15 protein-coding genes are annotated in these 17,096 nt (G+C 60.0%); 8 read left to right on the forward strand and 7 right to left on the reverse strand.

Translation table 11 applies throughout. The features are described from left to right. Nucleotides 1–5 precede the first annotated feature (5 nt). The 6 genes from J3R80_RS00210 to J3R80_RS00235 all read right to left on the reverse strand — a co-directional run bounded on the left by J3R80_RS00210 (nucleotide 6) and on the right by J3R80_RS00235 (nucleotide 4,273). Nucleotides 6–164 (reverse strand): hypothetical protein, encoded by a 159-nt coding sequence (locus tag J3R80_RS00210; protein WP_275391745.1) that lies wholly within the window; start codon nucleotides 162–164, stop codon nucleotides 6–8. A 47-nt stretch (nucleotides 165–211) separates the two neighbouring features. Beyond that, nucleotides 212–1,588, reverse strand: a complete 1,377-nt coding sequence (locus J3R80_RS00215; protein WP_275391746.1) for a DUF2927 domain-containing protein — start codon at nucleotides 1,586–1,588, stop codon at nucleotides 212–214. A gap of 2 nt (nucleotides 1,589–1,590) precedes the next feature. Then, nucleotides 1,591–2,046, reverse strand: coding sequence for a GNAT family N-acetyltransferase (locus tag J3R80_RS00220; protein WP_275391747.1), 456 nt, complete (start codon nucleotides 2,044–2,046; stop codon nucleotides 1,591–1,593). Nucleotides 2,047–2,249: 203 nt separating this feature from the next. Next, a complete protein-coding gene (locus J3R80_RS00225) occupies nucleotides 2,250–2,954 on the reverse strand; it encodes an RES family NAD+ phosphorylase (protein WP_275391748.1) in 705 nt (234 codons plus the stop codon). Next, nucleotides 2,951–3,358: an antitoxin Xre-like helix-turn-helix domain-containing protein gene (locus J3R80_RS00230; RefSeq protein WP_275391749.1), complete on the reverse strand. Its 408-nt coding sequence runs from the start codon at nucleotides 3,356–3,358 to the stop codon at nucleotides 2,951–2,953. Before J3R80_RS00230 ends, J3R80_RS00225 begins: the two co-directional genes overlap by 4 nt. A 66-nt stretch (nucleotides 3,359–3,424) precedes the next feature. Then, entirely contained in the window at nucleotides 3,425–4,273 is an 849-nt protein-coding gene (locus J3R80_RS00235) for a MoxR family ATPase (protein ID WP_275391750.1), read from the reverse strand. Between the two features lie 333 nt (nucleotides 4,274–4,606). Here J3R80_RS00235 and dksA point away from each other — a divergent pair, with 333 nt between their 5' ends. Both dksA and J3R80_RS00245 read left to right on the forward strand, forming a co-directional pair. Beyond that, complete coding sequence (gene dksA / locus J3R80_RS00240) at nucleotides 4,607–5,029, forward strand: RNA polymerase-binding protein DksA (protein WP_247035910.1); 423 nt, start codon at nucleotides 4,607–4,609, stop codon at nucleotides 5,027–5,029. A gap of 177 nt (nucleotides 5,030–5,206) precedes the next feature. Next, on the forward strand, nucleotides 5,207–6,376 hold the full coding sequence (locus J3R80_RS00245) for an FAD-dependent monooxygenase (RefSeq protein WP_275391751.1): 1,170 nt from the start codon (nucleotides 5,207–5,209) through the stop codon (nucleotides 6,374–6,376). Nucleotides 6,377–6,382: 6 nt separating this feature from the next. Here the strand turns inward: J3R80_RS00245 and J3R80_RS00250 are convergent, their stop codons facing one another. Continuing rightward, on the reverse strand, nucleotides 6,383–7,201 hold the full coding sequence (locus J3R80_RS00250) for an isocitrate lyase/phosphoenolpyruvate mutase family protein (protein ID WP_275391752.1): 819 nt from the start codon (nucleotides 7,199–7,201) through the stop codon (nucleotides 6,383–6,385). A gap of 198 nt (nucleotides 7,202–7,399) precedes the next feature. On the opposite strand from J3R80_RS00250, the gene guaB reads away from it, so the two are divergent. The 6 genes from guaB to J3R80_RS00280 all read left to right on the forward strand — a co-directional run bounded on the left by guaB (nucleotide 7,400) and on the right by J3R80_RS00280 (nucleotide 17,096). Continuing rightward, a complete protein-coding gene (gene guaB, locus J3R80_RS00255; RefSeq protein ID WP_275391753.1) occupies nucleotides 7,400–8,848 on the forward strand; it encodes an IMP dehydrogenase in 1,449 nt (482 codons plus the stop codon). A 48-nt stretch (nucleotides 8,849–8,896) separates the two neighbouring features. Continuing rightward, on the forward strand, nucleotides 8,897–10,057 hold the full coding sequence (locus tag J3R80_RS00260) for an RsmB/NOP family class I SAM-dependent RNA methyltransferase (RefSeq protein ID WP_275391754.1): 1,161 nt from the start codon (nucleotides 8,897–8,899) through the stop codon (nucleotides 10,055–10,057). A 105-nt stretch (nucleotides 10,058–10,162) separates the two neighbouring features. Beyond that, nucleotides 10,163–12,673 (forward strand): ATP-binding protein, encoded by a 2,511-nt coding sequence (locus J3R80_RS00265; protein WP_275391755.1) that lies wholly within the window; start codon nucleotides 10,163–10,165, stop codon nucleotides 12,671–12,673. A gap of 207 nt (nucleotides 12,674–12,880) precedes the next feature. After that, the gene (gene recA, locus J3R80_RS00270) at nucleotides 12,881–13,957 is read left to right on the forward strand and encodes a recombinase RecA (protein ID WP_275391756.1); all 1,077 of its coding nucleotides are present in this window, start codon (nucleotides 12,881–12,883) and stop codon (nucleotides 13,955–13,957) included. A gap of 127 nt (nucleotides 13,958–14,084) precedes the next feature. After that, the gene (gene alaS, locus J3R80_RS00275; protein WP_275391757.1) at nucleotides 14,085–16,730 is read left to right on the forward strand and encodes an alanine--tRNA ligase; all 2,646 of its coding nucleotides are present in this window, start codon (nucleotides 14,085–14,087) and stop codon (nucleotides 16,728–16,730) included. Nucleotides 16,731–16,808: 78 nt separating this feature from the next. Beyond that, nucleotides 16,809–17,096 carry a DUF1330 domain-containing protein gene (locus tag J3R80_RS00280; protein ID WP_275391758.1) on the forward strand — a complete coding sequence of 96 codons (288 nt, stop codon included), beginning with the start codon at nucleotides 16,809–16,811 and terminating at the stop codon, nucleotides 17,094–17,096.

Consider the following 17,096-nt stretch of genomic DNA (forward strand, 5'->3'; position numbering starts at 1 on the left):
CAGACCTAGCGACTGATGAAGATCGAGGTGAAAAGGGCGATCAGTGCAAACACAAGCGCGTGCACCGCCGCATATTGGGCGATGTCCAACCGGTTGCCACCGCGTTTGCGGGCGCGCAGAACCCCAACCAATGCCCCGAAAACCAGCGCCGCGATGACCAGCATGTGCCTTTACCCCTTGCGAAGGGGCCGTCAGGGCAGCCCCGGTTCGTTTAGCCGGGCGATATGGCAGCAATTTCGCTGAGCCGCGCGCCGACTTGCTCGTTCGAGCCGAAGCCATACCGTGCCCAGCCCAGACTGTCGAGCCTGACAAGCTGTGCTTCGCGTGTGCGTCCTGCAAGGTCAAGCGCCTCAGCCTTGATCATCATCAATGTGGCCAGCAAGGCGGCGTTTTCGGCTCGTTTTACGGGTGCGATATGGGTGTTCACGATGGCAATCGCCTCGTCAGTCTGTCCGGCCGACAGGGCATAGGCGGCCAGTTGCACCCCCATATGGGCAGCGTGCAGCGCGGTTTCCGGATTGGCGCGATAGATCGCCTCGGCCTCGCGGAAGGCGGCGAAGGCGTCCCTGCTGTTTTGGCGCATGTGCAGGCGACCGTAGGCAAACAGACTGAACGCCAGCCGCGTATCGCGCCAGCCCATTTTGCGCGCGATGGCGACGGCTGTGGTCGCGGCGGTACGTCGTCGGGTGGCTGACTGCCCCTTGCCCAGCGCCGTTTCGATCGCATCCTTCCACGCTTCGGGTGACCGACCGCCCATCCGGGGCGTTCCGAACCCGCCAGCCGGGTTCAAGCGTGACAGAATGGTGGGCAGTTGCGCAGCCACGTCGCCGCGGCTCATCCCGGACACCAGTTCAGGCGCGTAATAGGCGCGCAGGATCAACATATCGAACCCGGTCAGGACGGTGTGAAAATTGTCGTCGTTGAACACGCTGTCATGCAGCCGATACAGGTCGTTCACCGGCCCCAGCGCCTGTGCGACTTCCTCGTGCAGGCAGTCACGCAATTCTTGCGGGCTGACATCGCCGGGCAGGAAGACGGCCATCTGGGTGCGGGTGCGCAACTTTGTCCAGTCCAGCCGCGCTGTTCCGCGCGCTGCTTTGTAGTCCTGCCAGCTTGAGACGTTGGGCGCAACGAAACAGGCGGCATGTGGCACAAGGCGCTGCAATTGCCGCTTCGGAATGACCTCAAGCGTGATGGAGGCGGCGGTGTCGGTCGTGACCTGACGGATGTTGATCCCCGCTTCGATCCTGAGCCGGGCCAGCAGACGGGTAAGGTCCGCCATCATGTAGGGCGGCGCATCGCCCGAAACGCGCAGCGTCACCGGGCCTTCGAACCGGGTCAGAACGGGCAGGGGGCGTCCGCTTTCCAACTGGAAAGACAGGTCCAGGAAATCGCCCGCAATGACGCTGTTGGTGCGGGTCGGGCGGGTGATTTGCGAACTGACAAACGCCTTCATCGGGGGCAGGGCGGCGGGCAGGGCTACGCGGCGGGCCGCAACCTCTTCTTGCGGCGCGTTCGAGGTCACGGGGACCGAACATCCGGCGATGGTGAATGCGGCCAGCATCGTGGCCAAGGTGATCTGTCGCATTGTCACGCCCTCCCATACCGTATGAAGGGCGTTTTGACGCCGATCCGGTCATAGAGCCTGCGGGCGGTGTGATTGAAATCCTGCGTCAGCCAATAGACCGAGGGCGCCCCGGCCTGATCGGCGGCGTCATAGACCGCTTCGATCAAGGCACGTCCGACACCGGTGCCGCGCGTGGAGGGGTCGGCATAAAGGTCTTGCAGGTAGCAGACATTCTCGATCTTCCACGCGTGGCGATGGAACAGGTAATGCACCAGCCCCACGGGCCGGTCGTCCACGCAGGCCAGAAGCCCGTGGAATTCGTTCGGATCCTCTGACAGAAGCCGGGCGAAGGTGGTTTCATAAACCTCCGGGGCGACTTCGGTCTCATAATAGCGCAGGTAGCCTTCCCACAGGCGTGCCCACGCATCCTTATCAGACGGCGTCAATGGCCGAACGGTAATGTGCGCATTGCTTCCCATAACAACACCGTCACACCCGCTGTTTGTGCCCCCCCAGGCAAGGGCCAGAGTTTATGGGGTGGCAGCGGTCTGACCAAGGGAAATGACAGGAAAACGGATGCTTTTATTGGAAAGCCGTGAAGAAAAACAATATCTTGTGCGGAATGCTTCATGCAGCACTAGGCAAATTGGACCGAAATGCCTGTGACCACGCGAATCGATGGCTACAGCCCGACCACGTCAAATTCGGGGTTTCCCGACCACGTGATGTCCCACTTTGCACCGGGGCGAACATTCTGCACGGCGGCCGGTTCGAACGCCACCAGACAGGTGCCGCCGGGGTGGCGCACCGAGGGATAGACCAGCCCCCGATGTCCGTCCGCGCGCAGGTGATTGGCCAGTTCCTGCCCCCGTGGATAACCGCGCACCGGGTCTTCATGGAGGGCCGGGTGGCCGGGGTTGCCCGTCAGGTCGGGGAAGTCGCCGATGAAATCGGCCAGCAGTTCGACATAGCGCACCTTGGTGTCGAAGATGCCGACATAGGACAGCTCGCGGGTATAGTGATAGCCAACCTCGGCTAGCGAGGTCATCGCGCTCCAACTGCAATACCATGCACCACGGGTGTCATCGTTGAAGCGGTTGCCACCGGCCCGACGATAGGTGAAGGCGGCGTTCACATGGCTCATCCCGTAAATCCGCAGATCGGCAGCGCGGCGTTCCCAGGCCAGCTCCAGCCGGTTCACGCCCAGATCGCGCCCGCGCTCGGCCATGTGGCGGGCTGATGTCATCGCCTCGACCTCGGCCAGCAGGGCCGCTTCCTCGTCATCATCGACCAGCCCGCGCAGGACGGGCGGCTTGTGATAGGTGGCGGGGATCAGGCGGACCAGCGCACGGTCGCTGACCGATCGCAGCGGCAGCGGGTCACTCACATCCCACCCCTGAGCGCATCGACATAGTTGCGCACGCGCAGGAATTGCGGCAACCCGTCCTCGATCATCGTGTCGATCGGTCGGGCACTGTCAAACAGCGGACCCGTGTTGGCCAGTGTGATCCATTGATCGGCGATCACCTCGTCGAAATAGAGGTGCAGGGATTTATAGATCCCCACCAGCGCCGACAGCCGCAGCATCTGGTCACGGGTCAGGTCGCCTTTGAAACCGGGATTGCGCGCACGTTTCCACGTCGAGGTGGACATATCCGCCAGCGCGGCGGCGTCATCCAGTTTCAGCCCCCAAGCCTCGGCAACGCGTCCATAGGCCTTGAGCGCCACGGCAGCATGGTCCGACGTCGGTCGGGCCGGGGGTGGGGTGAGCGGTTGTGGGGCGGCGTGCATTGGCCTTCTCCTGTGCTATGCCCAGAAGATAGGTTCACATGGCCCGAATGTCAAGATCATATGATCTTATTGGCGTCCGCCGCGCGCCATGAAGGCCAGCCGTTCGAACAGGTGCACGTCCTGCTCGTTCTTCAAAAGCGCCCCGTGCAGGGTCGGCAGCGCCGAAGCCCCGTCGCGTTTCAATGTCTCGGCGTCGATATCCTCGGCCAGAAGCAGTTTCAGCCAGTCCAGCACTTCCGAGGTTGATGGCTTCTTTTTCAGCCCCGGCTGTTCGCGGATTTCATAAAACTGGGTCAACGCTTCGGTCAGCAGGCGCGGCTTGATGCCGGGGTGATGCACCTCGACGATCTTTGCCAGAGTGTCGGCATCCGGGAAGCGGATATAATGAAAGAAGCAGCGGCGCAGGAAGGCGTCCGGCAGCTCTTTTTCGTTGTTCGAGGTGATGATGATGATCGGGCGATGCTTGGCGCGGATGGTTTCGCCGGTCTCGTAGACGTGAAACTCCATCTTATCAAGCTCTTGCAGCAGGTCGTTGGGAAATTCGATATCGGCCTTGTCAATCTCGTCAATCAGCAAAACAACCCGCTCGTCAGCCTCGAAGGCCTCCCACAACTTGCCGCGTTTGATATAGTTTGACACGTCATGCACGCGTTCGTCACCCAACTGGCTGTCACGCAACCGGCTGACCGCGTCGTATTCATAAAGGCCCTGTTGCGCCTTGGTGGTCGACTTGATGTTCCATTCGATCATCCGCGCGCCCAGCGCGTCAGCAACTTGCAATGCCAGCTCGGTCTTTCCGGTGCCCGGTTCGCCTTTGACCAACAGGGGGCGTTGCAACGTGACGGCGGCATTCACGGCGACCTTCAGGTCATCGGTTGCCACATAGCTTTCGGTGCCTTCGAAGCGTTTCGTCATCCCGTCATTCCCTCACTGTCGCGTCTGCGTATTACCGGGCGAAGTAATGGGGCGGGCAGGTTTTGGCAAGGGTGCCGTCGCGCGTTCAAACAGTGATCAATGTCGATCTGACGGACTGTTCGAACCCGTGATGCGCGTATGTGAATGTCGGTTCGAGTGTTTCTATTACATTTCAGGCGTTTGCTCGCTATGGGGGAAAACCTTGCCCAATCGCGTTCATTGGCTAGTGACATCAGACAAAAGCGGGTGTAAACGAGCGCCACAAGAAGCCGGACTCCTGTGGGGCAACAATGTTGTCAGGCAGTTATAGTCCGGTAAGTTGAGGGAATTGGTATGAAAGCAGAGACTTTCCTGCCCGACGATTACAGTCCTGCCGAAGACGAACCGTTTATGAATGAGCGTCAGACGGAGTATTTCCGTCGTAAGCTTCTGGCCTGGAAAGAAGAGTTGTTGGATGAAAGCCGCCATACGCTGGAAGGCTTGCAAGATAACACTCGGAACATTCCGGACATTGCGGATCGTGCATCGGAAGAGACTGATCGGGCATTAGAGCTTCGCACACGTGATCGTTCGCGCAAGCTGGTTGGCAAGATTGATCAGGCCCTGCGCCGGATTGAAGAAGGTGAATATGGCTATTGCTCGGAAACGGGCGATCCGATTTCGCTGAAACGTCTGGATGCACGCCCCATCGCGACCCTGAGCCTTGAGGCGCAGGAACGCCACGAGCGCCGCGAAAAAGTCCACCGCGACGATTAAGCCGCGGACCACTGAAAATAACGGGATGGGCGCACTTGTCGCGTAGCATGTGGCCCTGATCCATGGCAAAAGGCGCTGGTTAACCCGGCGCCTTTTCTTTTGCCTGGACGTCATTTGCCAGGACGCAGGCCGGGCCGGGCCAACAGACGCATGAAAACCGCGAGGGGAGCACACCACATGATCGCAGGACAGGACGTCACCATCCTTGGCGCAGGGATTGGCGGGCTGACCGCGGCGGTGGCGCTGGCAGGGCGTGGGGCGCAAGTCACCGTGTTAGAGCAAGCCCCCGAAATCACCGAAGTCGGGGCCGGGCTGCAAATCAGCCCCAATGGCGTGCGCGTTCTGGATGCGTTAGGTCTGGGCGATGCGGCCCGTAGCCGTGCCATGCAAGGCCGCGGGGTGTGGCTGCGCGACGGGATATCGGGCCGCGAGGTGATCGACTTTAGTTTTGAGAAGGTCGCGCCCAAGGCGACATTCCTTCTGTTTCACCGGGCCGATCTGATCGACCTTCTGGCCAAGGCGGCGCGCGATGCCGGGGTGGTGATCCGCTGCGGGGCGCAGGTCGAACGGGTGACCCCCGGCCTTGGTGCCGCGACGGTAAAGCTTGCCGGTGCCCCGTCATGCGAAATGGGGTTCGTCATCGGTGCGGATGGCTTGCACTCGGTCACGCATAGCGCGATGAACGGTGCCCGTGCGCCGTTTTTCACCGGGCAGGTGGCATGGCGCGCCACGGTGCCCGCCACCGGGCGCGAACCTGCCGAGGCAACGGTGTTCATGGGACCGGGTCGGCATATGGTGACCTATCCTCTTCGTGATGGCACCATGGTGAACATTGTCGCGGTCGAAGAGCGCGGCACATGGGCGGACGAGGGGTGGAACCACCAAGACGACCCGGACAACATGCGCAAGGCGTTCAGCGGTTTCTGTGACGATGCGCAAGCCCTTCTGGAGCGGGCCGAAACGGCACATCTGTGGGGTTTGTTCCGCCATCCCGTGGCTTTGAACTGGCATTATGGCCACTGCGCGATTTTGGGCGACGCAGCTCATCCCACATTGCCATTCATGGCGCAGGGGGCCGTCATGGCGATCGAGGATGCGTGGGTTCTGGCCGCCTGTCTGGATCGCGATGGGCCCCAGAACGGTCCGCAGCGATATCAGTTGCTTCGCCGCGCCCGATGCGAAAAGATCGTGGCCGCTGCCGGCAAGAACGCCCGCAATTATCACTATGCCAACCCGCTTGCGCGGCATCTGGGGCATGGGGCGTTGCGGCTGGCAGGACGGCTGGCCCCGCAGCAGGTGTTTAATCGGTTCAGTTGGATCTATGACGCAGATGTGACCAAGGCCTAGCCTGGATCACGGTTTCAACAATATGTCGACTTCGCTGCCCGGCATCCCGGTGCCCAGCATCGAGAAATCTCCGCTGTCAAACATCGCCTGTGCTGCATCGCGGATCACCCGGTGGGTCACCCGGGCCAGCGCCGACCCAAGCGAGATACGCGCCACACCCGCCTGTGCCAGATCGGCACGGCTGACCTGCGACAAGGGACCTGCCGCCAAAGCGTTGACGGGTAGATCGGTGGCAGCACAAACCCGCGCCTGATCGGCCAGAGTGCCCGGCAGGGGAACATAGACGCAGTCCGCGCCGGCGGCCTCGTATCCTGCGATCCGGGCCAGCGCCTCGTCCAGATCGTATTCGCCGTTCATCACCCCGTCGGCGCGTGCCACAAGCACGAAATCACCGGGCAGGGCGCGGGCGGCGGCGGATGCAGCCTTGATCCGTTCGATTGCCAGCGCGCGATCATAGGGCGTGGCCGTTGGCAGTGCCGTATCTTCGATCGAAATACCGGCCAGCCCGGCCTCGTACGACAGCCGCACGGTGTCGGCGCAGGTGTCGGGATCGTCGCCAAAACCGTTTTCGAAGTCACCCGACACCGGGACAGTCACGGCGGCGACCAGATCCTGTGCATGGGCCAGCGCCTCGTCCCGTGTCACATGGCCCATATCGGGGCGTCCCAACGTGAAGGCGTGGGCTGCGGACGATGTGCCGATGGCTTGTGCCCCCAAGGCCGCGAGCATCTTCGCGCTGCCGATGTCCCAGGCGTTGGCCAGAATGAAAGGATTGCCCTTTTGGTGAAGGGCACGAAAGGCCGCACCTCGGTTCAGGTCATTCATTGGGGTGTCTCCGATCCATCCGCTGCCTGTATCGGTCTGACCTTTCCTTGCGGGTATCGGTTTGTCAAACGCGGTCTGCCCTGACGATGAGGCGTGATTTTTCGACCAAAGCGCAGAAATCTCCGGCATTGCTCTTTCCAAACCGCCCGCTCCATGAGATAGGGACGTGCCAAACGAACACTCCCGAGGAGAAAGCCCATGGAGATTCGCGAGGCGCTCACTTTCGACGACGTCCTTCTGGTTCCGGCTGCCAGCAATGTGCTTCCGTCAACCGCAGATACGACCACATTTGTGACCCGGTCGATTGCCCTGAACATCCCGCTGCTCAGCTCGGCGATGGACACCGTGACCGAGGGACGCATGGCCATCGCCATGGCACAGGCCGGTGGCATGGGGGTCATTCACAAGAACCTTGATGTTGAAGAACAGGCCCGTCAGGTCCGTCGGGTGAAACGCTTTGAAAGCGGTATCGTCTACAACCCGATCACCCTGACCGCCGATCAAACGCTTGCGGACGCCAAGGCGCTGCAGGAACGCTATCGCGTAACGGGGTTTCCGGTGGTGGACGAACAGGGCCGCGTCGTCGGTATCGTCACCAACCGCGACATGCGCTTTGCAACTGACGACAACACGCCAGTCAAGGTGATGATGACCTCGAAAGACCTTGCCATGTTGCAGGAACCGGCCGAGCTGGAAGAGGCGAAAAGCCTGATGAAGGCCCGCCGGATCGAAAAGCTGCTGGTCACGAATGGCGAGGGCAAGCTGACCGGGCTTTTGACCCTGAAAGACACCGAACAGGCCGTCCTGAACCCGACCGCCTGCAAGGACGATCTGGGGCGTTTGCGGGTGGCGGCGGCCAGCTCGGTCGGTGATAGCGGTTTTGCCCGCTCCGAAGCCCTGATTGACGCTGGCGTGGATATCGTTGTCGTGGACACCGCACATGGTCATTCCGAAGGGGTGATCGAGGCTGTGAAGCGGATCAAGGCACAGTCCAACAGCGTTCAGGTCATTGCGGGCAACGTCGCAACCGGGGACGCCACGCGCGCCCTGATCGACGCAGGCGCCGATGCGGTGAAAGTGGGGATCGGGCCGGGCTCGATCTGCACCACGCGGATGGTGGCGGGCGTCGGTGTGCCCCAGTTGACCGCAATCGGCGATTGCGCTGCTGCGGCGGGTGACGTGCCGGTGATTGCCGATGGTGGCATCAAGTTCTCGGGCGATTTCGCCAAGGCGATTGCGGCGGGCGCAAGCTGTGCGATGGTCGGCTCGATGATCGCAGGCACCGATGAAAGCCCCGGCGAGGTGATCTTGTATCAAGGCCGGTCGTTCAAAGCCTATCGCGGGATGGGCTCACTGGGGGCCATGGCGCGCGGGTCGGCAGACCGCTATTTCCAGAAGGATGCGGCATCAGACAAGCTGGTGCCCGAGGGGATCGAGGGGCAGGTGCCTTACAAGGGCAGTGCCGGCGCGGTGATCCACCAATTGGTCGGCGGTCTGCGTGCCGCGATGGGCTATACCGGTTGTGCCACCGTGGCCGAGATGCGCAAGAACTGTAAGTTTGTGAAAATCACCGGCGCGGGGTTGAAGGAAAGCCATGTGCATGATGTGCAAATCACACGCGAAAGCCCAAACTACCGTATTGGGTAATGGTATCATGCGGTTGCGGCGTAAAGTTGATGTATTCAGGGCCGGGCAATGACGCCCGGTGCCCGCGTCGCAGCGGCCATCGACATCCTGGATGATCATCTTTCGGGAACGCCAGCGGAACAGGCGCTGACCGGGTGGGCGCGCAAGCATCGGTTTGCGGGTTCCAGAGACCGGGCCGCCATTCGTGACCACGTGTTTGACGCGCTTCGGCGGTTGCAATCGTCTGCCGGATTGGGCGGTGGAAAAAACGGTCGGGCAATTATGATCGGGCTGCTGCGCGGTTTTGGCATTGACCCGAGCACTTTGTTCACTGGTGAAGGCCATGCACCCGCGGTGCTGACTGATTGGGAACAGGTGTCCGGCGATGGTCTTTCGCGCGCCAGCCGTCTTGATTGCCCAGCCTGGTTGCTGCCGCAGTTCGATGAAAGCCTTGGCGATCAGTCCGATGATGTGTTGGAGGCGCTGCGCCACCGCGCGCCCGTGTTTCTGCGGGTTAACATCGCGCGTATATCCCGGCAGCAGGCGCAGAAGCTACTTACAGAGGATGGGATAGATACGCGCCCTCATTCGCTTGCTCCAACGGCGTTAGAAGTTCTGAAAAACCCTCGTAAGATCAATGGCTCACGTGCATTTCTTGATGGGTTGGTCGAGCTGCAGGATGCCGCCTCTCAAGCGGTGGTCGAGGCGCTGCAGATCGCACCGGGCATGCGTGTTCTGGACTACTGTGCGGGTGGCGGAGGCAAAGCCTTGGCTCTGGCCGCTCTGGGGGCCGAGGTCGTCGCGCATGACATTTCTCCTGCGCGGATGAAGGATATTCCGACCCGCGCCGAGCGGGCCGGTTGCAAAATTCAGATCGCTACGCCTGATAGGTTGGCCCGCTTCGGGACGTTCGATCTTGTGTTCGCCGATGCCCCCTGTTCGGGCAGCGGTTCCTGGCGCCGCGCGCCACAAGGAAAATGGCTGATGACGCCAGAAAGGCTCTCGGATCTTCTGGACGTCCAGCAATCGGTTCTATCCCAGCTTCCGGCCAGAACGACCGCTGACGGGGCAATCGCCTATGCGACGTGTTCGGTGCTGAGGGTTGAAAACCGTGTGCAGGTGGATCGGTTTATCGAAAACCATTCAGAATACGGCATCGAGGTTGAACATAGTTTTTCGCCCCTTGATGGGGGTGATGGGTTCTATGTCGCGCAGCTAAGGCGAATGTAGGTCTTGGCAATAACAATCTAAGGTTGTTATCCTAGATCCCATTAATCGGCGATTAACTGACCACGGGCAATAACCGTGAGGCCGATTCTGCAAAAGGGGATCTTTGTGTCGCACGCTGACTTGCCATCCTATCCTTTGACCGAAATTGCGCTGCGCATGTCGCGGCGGGTCGGATACCTGTTATTGCTTTCGGTTCTGTTTGTCGGTGCCGCCTGGTTCGTTGGCATCCCCGCAGCGGGGCTGGCCCTGTTGCTGATCGGATTGACCTTCCTGTCATTGGCCCTGACCGTGACAGCACTCACCGCACTTCACCAACGTCGGCAAAAGTCGCTGTTTCGCACGGTTCAAGGGTTTGCCGATCACGATGGTGCGGCCACGTTTGCAACGGATGCCGATGGGATGATCCACTATCAGAATATCGCGGCAATATCGGCGTTCGGGGAACAAGCGGGATCGACCTTGGCGGGTGCGGTGAAAGACATGTTTGCAGCGCCTGCTTCGGTTTTGTACCGGCTTCAAAACAAGGCCCAGGCCAAGGGTGCCGCCAGTGAGGATATCGTTTTGCGCCGCGGGCATGTGCGGCTGTCCGTGCGTACCATTGCCGGCGGTTTCCTGTGGCGGTTGGACGAATTTGGCGAACGTGGTCACGGGGGGCGGACGGGTGAACACATCAGCCTGCCGATGATGATCGTGTCGAAGTCCGGCACCATCCTGTTTATGAACGAAGCAGCCCGGCGCTTGCTGGGCGGGCGTGAAACCACTCTGGATCGCGTGTTTACCGACTTGCCCGTTCAGTCGGGCACAGTGGCACAGATTTCGGCCAAGAATGGACCGGTTCCCGCCTTCGTCTGCGAGTTGGAGATCAGTGCCGGGCGGCGGGAAATCTATCTTCTTCCGCCCGCAACCGGTCCGGCGATTACCGATGAAGAATGGGTCTTCATAGAACGTTTGCCGGTGCCACTGATCAAGTTGGACACCTCAGGCGCAATCATCATGGCCAATCGTCGCGCGCGGGGGCTTCTGGGTGACGAAAACGCCATAGGAACGCGACTTTCTGATCAGGTGGAAGGTTTGGGACGCCCGGTGTCCGAGTGGTTGCGCGAAGCCCATGCCGGACGGCATCTGGGGAGGGCCGAAGTTGTGCGCGCGGTGAATCCTGACGAAGACGTGTTTCTGCAGATCTCTCTGGGGCAGGTCTCAGGTGAGGCTGGTCGCGCACTGGTCGCCGTTTTGCAGGATGCGACCGAATTGAAGACGCTTGAGGCGCAGTTCGTTCAAAGCCAGAAAATGGAGGCGATTGGACAACTGGCCGGAGGTGTCGCGCATGATTTCAATAACTTGCTGACAGCCATTTCCGGCCATTGCGATCTGCTGTTGCTGGGGCGCGATGAAAACGACACCGAGTATTCGGACCTGTCGCAAATCCACCAGAACGCCAATCGCGCCGCCGCATTGGTGCGCCAGTTGCTCGCTTTTTCGCGCAAACAAACACTGTGTCCCGAAAAACTTGCCCTGACAGACTCGCTCGCGGATCTGATGCATCTGCTTAACCGTTTGGTCGGCGAGAAAGTATCGCTGGAGCTGAATCACGACCACGACCTGATGCCGATCCGCGCCGATCGCCGCCAGTTGGATCAGGTTGTCATGAACCTTGTGGTCAATGCACGCGATGCCATGCCGGACGGGGGTGAAATCCGTGTCGAAACCCGAAACGTCACCGTCGAGCAGGCCTTGCATCGTGACCGGGCAACCGTTCCAGCCGGGGATTACGTCGCGATCCGCGTGATTGATCAGGGCACTGGCATTCCCGCGGACAAGCTCAGCAAGATATTCGAGCCGTTTTTCACCACCAAGGGCGCAGGAAAGGGAACTGGTCTTGGCTTGTCGATGGCCTATGGTATCGTGAAACAGATGGGCGGGTTTATCTTCGTCGACTCGATCCCCGGCGCTGGATCGACCTTCACGCTCTATTTCCCTGTCTGTCAGGACATTGATGCGCAAGACGTGCAGGCAGAAGAAATGCCGGTCGATCACAAGGAGCCAATCGATGTCCAAACCGGCGATCCGATTCAGGACACTCTGGATGCCTTGACAGTGAATGATCAGATTGTTCTGGACGGTGCGACCGTTAGCGTGCAGGGGCCAGATCATCCGGCGTCTGTTCGCGATACAGCCTCGGACCGTGTTGGAAAGGAATGCGCGGCCATTCCTTCGCCCCTTCCCAAACCCACCCATGATCTTGACGATGGCAAGAACAATATTGTCCTGCTGGTCGAGGACGAAGCGCCCGTGCGAGCTTTCGCGTCGCGCGCTTTGCGGATGCGTGGATTTACGGTGCTTGAGGCTGAAAATGCCGAGGAAGCATTGAAAACGCTGGAAGATACATCCTTGTCGGTCGATGTGTTTGTCACCGATGTCATTATGCCTGGCATGGATGGCCCGACCTGGGTTGCAAAGGCGCTCGAGGATCGACCGGGTGTCAAGGTTGTTTTCGTGTCGGGTTACGCCGAAGATTCGGTGTCAGAACATCAGTCCCGTATTCCCAATTCCGTGTTTCTGCCCAAGCCGTTCTCGCTGACCGATTTGACGGCGACAGTGCAGAGACAGTTGCACTAAGGATTGTATAATTTCTAAGCATTCCAATGAATTATGTTCATATGATGCCGTTGTTAACCCTTTGCTTACCATTCACGGTCAATCTCACTAATGAAAACATAACTTGAAATGTTCTTACTTTGTGCTCATAACGAAATACGAGAACAAGAGCAGAACATCAGCAAGATTGCTGCCCGCACGCGGGTGTGAAATAAGGGATGATAACAAATGGCAACGGCGGATATCTTTGATATGAAACGTGACGGTGACAAGCAGAAGGCGCTGGACAGCGCGTTGGCGCAGATCGAACGACAGTTTGGCAAAGGCTCGATCATGAAACTGGGCGCCGACAACCCGGTCGCCGAGATCGAAGCGACCTCAACCGGTTCGCTGGGTCTGGACATCGCGCTTGGCATTGGCGGCCTGCCAAAGGGCCGCATCATCGAGATTTATGGACCGGAAAGCTCGGGCAAGACGACCCTGACGCTTCATTGCGTGGCCGAAGAACAGAAAAAGGGTGGTGTCTGTGCGTTTGTGGATGCCGAACATGCGCTGGACCCACAATATGCCAAGAAACTTGGTGTGGATCTGGACGAGCTTCTGATCAGCCAGCCGGATACCGGCGAACAGGCGCTGGAAATCGTCGATACGCTGGTGCGTTCTGGCGCCGTCAACATGGTGGTGGTCGATTCGGTGGCCGCGCTTACGCCCCGGTCCGAGCTGGAAGGCGACATGGGCGACAGCAATGTCGGCGTACAGGCCCGATTGATGAGCCAGGCCATGCGCAAGCTGACCGGCTCGATCTCGCGCTCCAAATGCACCGTGGTTTTCATCAACCAGATTCGCATGAAGATCGGCGTCATGTTCGGCAGCCCGGAAACGACCACGGGTGGCAACGCGTTGAAATTCTACAGCTCGGTCCGATTGGACATTCGCCGGATCGGCGCGATCAAGGACCGCGACGAGGTTGTCGGCAACGCCACCCGCGTGAAAGTCGTGAAGAACAAAGTGGCGCCACCATTCAAACAGGTTGAATTCGACATCATGTATGGCGAAGGCATCTCGAAAATGGGTGAGATTCTTGACCTTGGCGTGAAGGCCGGCGTGGTCGAGAAGTCCGGCGCCTGGTTCAGCTATGGTGACGAGCGGATCGGCCAAGGGCGCGAAAATGCCAAGTCCTATCTGCGCGAAAACACCCGCACCGCGCTTGAGATCGAAGACAAGATCCGTGCTGCCCACGGGCTGGATTTCGACATGCCGGACGCCGAGAAAGATGATGACGATGATGGGCTTCTGGAAGCCTAACTGCATCGGAAGAATGTCGCGAAGGCCGGGTCGTCCCCGGCCTTTTCCTTTTGGGGGCCAGTGGCTGTGGACAGGGGGGGCTGGCAAAGGTAAACGAATATGAACGCCCATTCAGAGATTTGATAACATGGCCAGCCTTAACGACATCCGCTCCACCTTTCTGAAATATTTCGAAGATAACGGGCACACCGTCGTGGACAGTTCGCCCTTGGTGCCGCGCAATGATCCGACCCTGATGTTCGTCAATTCGGGCATGGTGCAGTTCAAGAACCTGTTTACCGGCATCGAGACGCGCGACTATAGCCGCGCGACCACCGCGCAGAAATGTGTACGCGCAGGCGGCAAGCACAACGATCTGGATAATGTGGGATACACCGCTCGCCACCACACGTTTTTCGAGATGTTGGGGAATTTCAGCTTTGGGGATTACTTCAAAGATGATGCGATCCCGTTCGCCTGGAACCTGATCACCAAGGAATTTGGTATCAATCCAGAACGGTTGCTGACGACCATTTACCATACCGATGACGAAGCGTTCGAAATCTGGAAAAAAGTTGGCGTGCCAGAGGACCGGATCATTCGCATCGATACGGCTGACAATTTCTGGCAGATGGGCCCGACCGGTCCCTGTGGGCCGTGCACCGAAATTTTCTATGACCACGGCGATCACATTTGGGGTGGCCCTCCGGGCAGTGCCGAGGAAGATGGCGACCGGTTCATCGAAATCTGGAACGTTGTTTTCATGCAGAACGAACAGTTCGAAGACGGTTCGATGAAGGCCCTGGACATGCAGTCCATCGACACCGGCATGGGGCTGGAGCGGATCGGTGCGCTGTTGCAGGGCAGCCATGACAATTATGACACCGACCTGTTCAAGGCGCTGATCGAAGCCTCGGCCCATGTGACGGGTGTTGATCCCTATGGCGATCAGAACGTGCATCACCGGGTGATCGCGGATCACCTGCGCTCGACCTCGTTCCTGATGGCGGACGGGGTGCTGCCGTCAAATGAAGGGCGCGGTTATGTGTTGCGGCGGATCATGCGTCGCGCGATGCGTCATGCCCATCTTCTGGGTGCGAAAGATCCGGTCATGCACCGTCTGGTGCCGGAACTGGTGGCGCAGATGGGGCAGGCCTATCCCGAACTTGGTCGCGCCCAGACGATGATTGAAGAGACGTTGCTGAATGAAGAAACCCGTTTCAAGAAAACGCTCGATCGCGGCCTGAAACTGCTGGACGACGAAGTGTCGGGCCTGTCGGAAGGCGCCGATTTGCCAGGCGAGACGGCGTTTAAGCTCTATGACACCTATGGCTTCCCACTGGATTTGACGCAGGATGCGTTGCGTGAAAAGGGACGCGAGGTTGATCAGGCCGGGTTTGACGCGGCGATGGAAGAACAAAAGGCGCGCGCACGCGCCGCTTGGTCGGGATCGGGCGAAGCCGCGGATGCGACCATCTGGTTCGATCTGGCCGAGCAACATGGCGTGACCGAGTTCCTGGGCTATGACACCGAACATGCTGAAGGGCAGGTTCTTGCGATTGTTGCCGATGGCGCTTCAACGGACCGGGCCAAGGCCGGGGACGAGGTGCAGATCGTTGTGAACCAGACACCGTTCTATGCCGAGGCTGGGGGGCAGGTTGGCGATACTGGCTTGATCCGCACCGATACCGGGTCGGCCCACATCACCGATACCAAGAAGGTGGCGGATGTGTTCATCCACTTCGCCAAGGTCGATGAGGGCGAGATTGCCAAGGGGCAGGGGGCCGAACTGGCCGTCGATCATCTGCGCCGCACGGCGATCCGCGCCAACCACTCGGCCACCCACCTGTTGCACGAGGCATTGCGCAATGAGCTTGGCGACCACGTCGCACAACGCGGCTCGCTGAACGCGCCGGATCGTTTGCGGTTCGATTTCAGCCACAACAAGGCGGTGTCGCCGCAGGAGCTGGGCAATATCGCCCGCGAGGTGAACACCTATATCCGCCAGAACGCGCCGGTTGAAACCCGGATCATGACACCGGATGACGCGCGCGAGATCGGCGCGCAGGCGCTGTTCGGAGAAAAGTATGGCGACGAGGTGCGTGTCGTGTCGATGGGCCATGCCGCGACCGGCAAGGGCACGGACGGGCAGACCTATTCGATCGAACTGTGCGGCGGCACGCATGTGAAACAGACCGGTGACATCGGCGTCTGCGTCATCCTGTCGGAAGGGGCCAGTGCGGCAGGCATCCGCCGGATCGAGGCGCTGACCGGCAAAGCCGCTGTCGCCTATATCGAGGAGGAAGCCGCGCGCGCCTCGGAACTGCAAGGCATGTTGAAAGCCAAGCCGGGCGAGGTTGTGGGCCGTGTCAAGGGACTGTTGGACGAACGCAAGGCGTTGCAGGGCGAGATTTCGAACCTGAAGCGTGAGTTGGCGAAAGCCGCAGGCGCGGGCGCGGAGGCCAAGGACATCAATGGCGTGAAATTCCTTGCGATGACAATCGCGGGTGTCGCTGGGAAAGACCTGCAAACCCTTGTCACAGAACAGAAAGACTCGCTTGGATCGGGCGCGGTTCTGATCATCTCGGACAATGACGGAAAGGTGGCTGTTGCCGCTGGCGTCACGTCAGACGTGACCGACCGCGTGTCGGCGGTGGATCTTGTGAAAGCGGCTGTGCCGGCGCTTGGCGGTAAGGGGGGCGGTGGCCGCCCCGAACTGGCGCAGGGCGGCGGGCAGGACTTCTCGGGCGCCGAAGCCGCCGTGGCCGCGGCCGAGGCTGTCATCGCGGCCTGACACACCCCATTGCAAATCCTGAAGGGCCGCGTATCGTCTGCTGACTTACGCGGCCTTTTTATTTGCAGGAGAGACACGATGCCCGCCCTTTGGATTGCCCATGTGACCGTGACCGACGACGAGGCTTACGGCAAATACGCCGCCCTTGCTGGCCCTGCGATTGCCAAACACGGCGGGCATTTCATCGCACGCGGTGGGCGGTATGTGCAGTTGGAGGGCAAGGACCGCCCGCGCAACGTGGTGGCGAAATTCCCAAGCCTTGAAGCGGCCGAGCAATGCTATCACTCGCCCGAATATCAAGAGGCGTTGAGTCACGCGCGGAATGCGTCCGAACGTGAATTGCTGGTTGTTGAAACGGATGAATGA

The organism is Aliiroseovarius sp. Z3 (assembly GCF_029105185.1).
GTDB lineage: Bacteria > Pseudomonadota > Alphaproteobacteria > Rhodobacterales > Rhodobacteraceae > Aliiroseovarius.

Bases quoted from the DNA above. Each gene is read 5' to 3' on its own strand.
- J3R80_RS00210 (WP_275391745.1), bottom strand. From the start codon at position 164: ATGCTGGTCATCGCGGCGCTGGTTTTCGGGGCATTGGTTGGGGTTCTG.
- J3R80_RS00215 (WP_275391746.1), bottom strand. From the start codon at position 1,588: ATGCGACAGATCACCTTGGCCACGATGCTGGCCGCATTCACCATCGCC.
- J3R80_RS00220 (WP_275391747.1), bottom strand. From the start codon at position 2,046: ATGGGAAGCAATGCGCACATTACCGTTCGGCCATTGACGCCGTCTGAT.
- J3R80_RS00230 (WP_275391749.1), bottom strand. From the start codon at position 3,358: ATGCACGCCGCCCCACAACCGCTCACCCCACCCCCGGCCCGACCGACG.
- J3R80_RS00235 (WP_275391750.1), bottom strand. From the start codon at position 4,273: ATGACGAAACGCTTCGAAGGCACCGAAAGCTATGTGGCAACCGATGAC.
- dksA (WP_247035910.1), top strand. From the start codon at position 4,607: ATGAAAGCAGAGACTTTCCTGCCCGACGATTACAGTCCTGCCGAAGAC.
- J3R80_RS00245 (WP_275391751.1), top strand. From the start codon at position 5,207: ATGATCGCAGGACAGGACGTCACCATCCTTGGCGCAGGGATTGGCGGG.
- J3R80_RS00250 (WP_275391752.1), bottom strand. From the start codon at position 7,201: ATGAATGACCTGAACCGAGGTGCGGCCTTTCGTGCCCTTCACCAAAAG.
- guaB (WP_275391753.1), top strand. From the start codon at position 7,400: ATGGAGATTCGCGAGGCGCTCACTTTCGACGACGTCCTTCTGGTTCCG.
- J3R80_RS00260 (WP_275391754.1), top strand. From the start codon at position 8,897: ATGACGCCCGGTGCCCGCGTCGCAGCGGCCATCGACATCCTGGATGAT.
- recA (WP_275391756.1), top strand. From the start codon at position 12,881: ATGGCAACGGCGGATATCTTTGATATGAAACGTGACGGTGACAAGCAG.
- alaS (WP_275391757.1), top strand. From the start codon at position 14,085: ATGGCCAGCCTTAACGACATCCGCTCCACCTTTCTGAAATATTTCGAA.
- J3R80_RS00280 (WP_275391758.1), top strand. From the start codon at position 16,809: ATGCCCGCCCTTTGGATTGCCCATGTGACCGTGACCGACGACGAGGCT.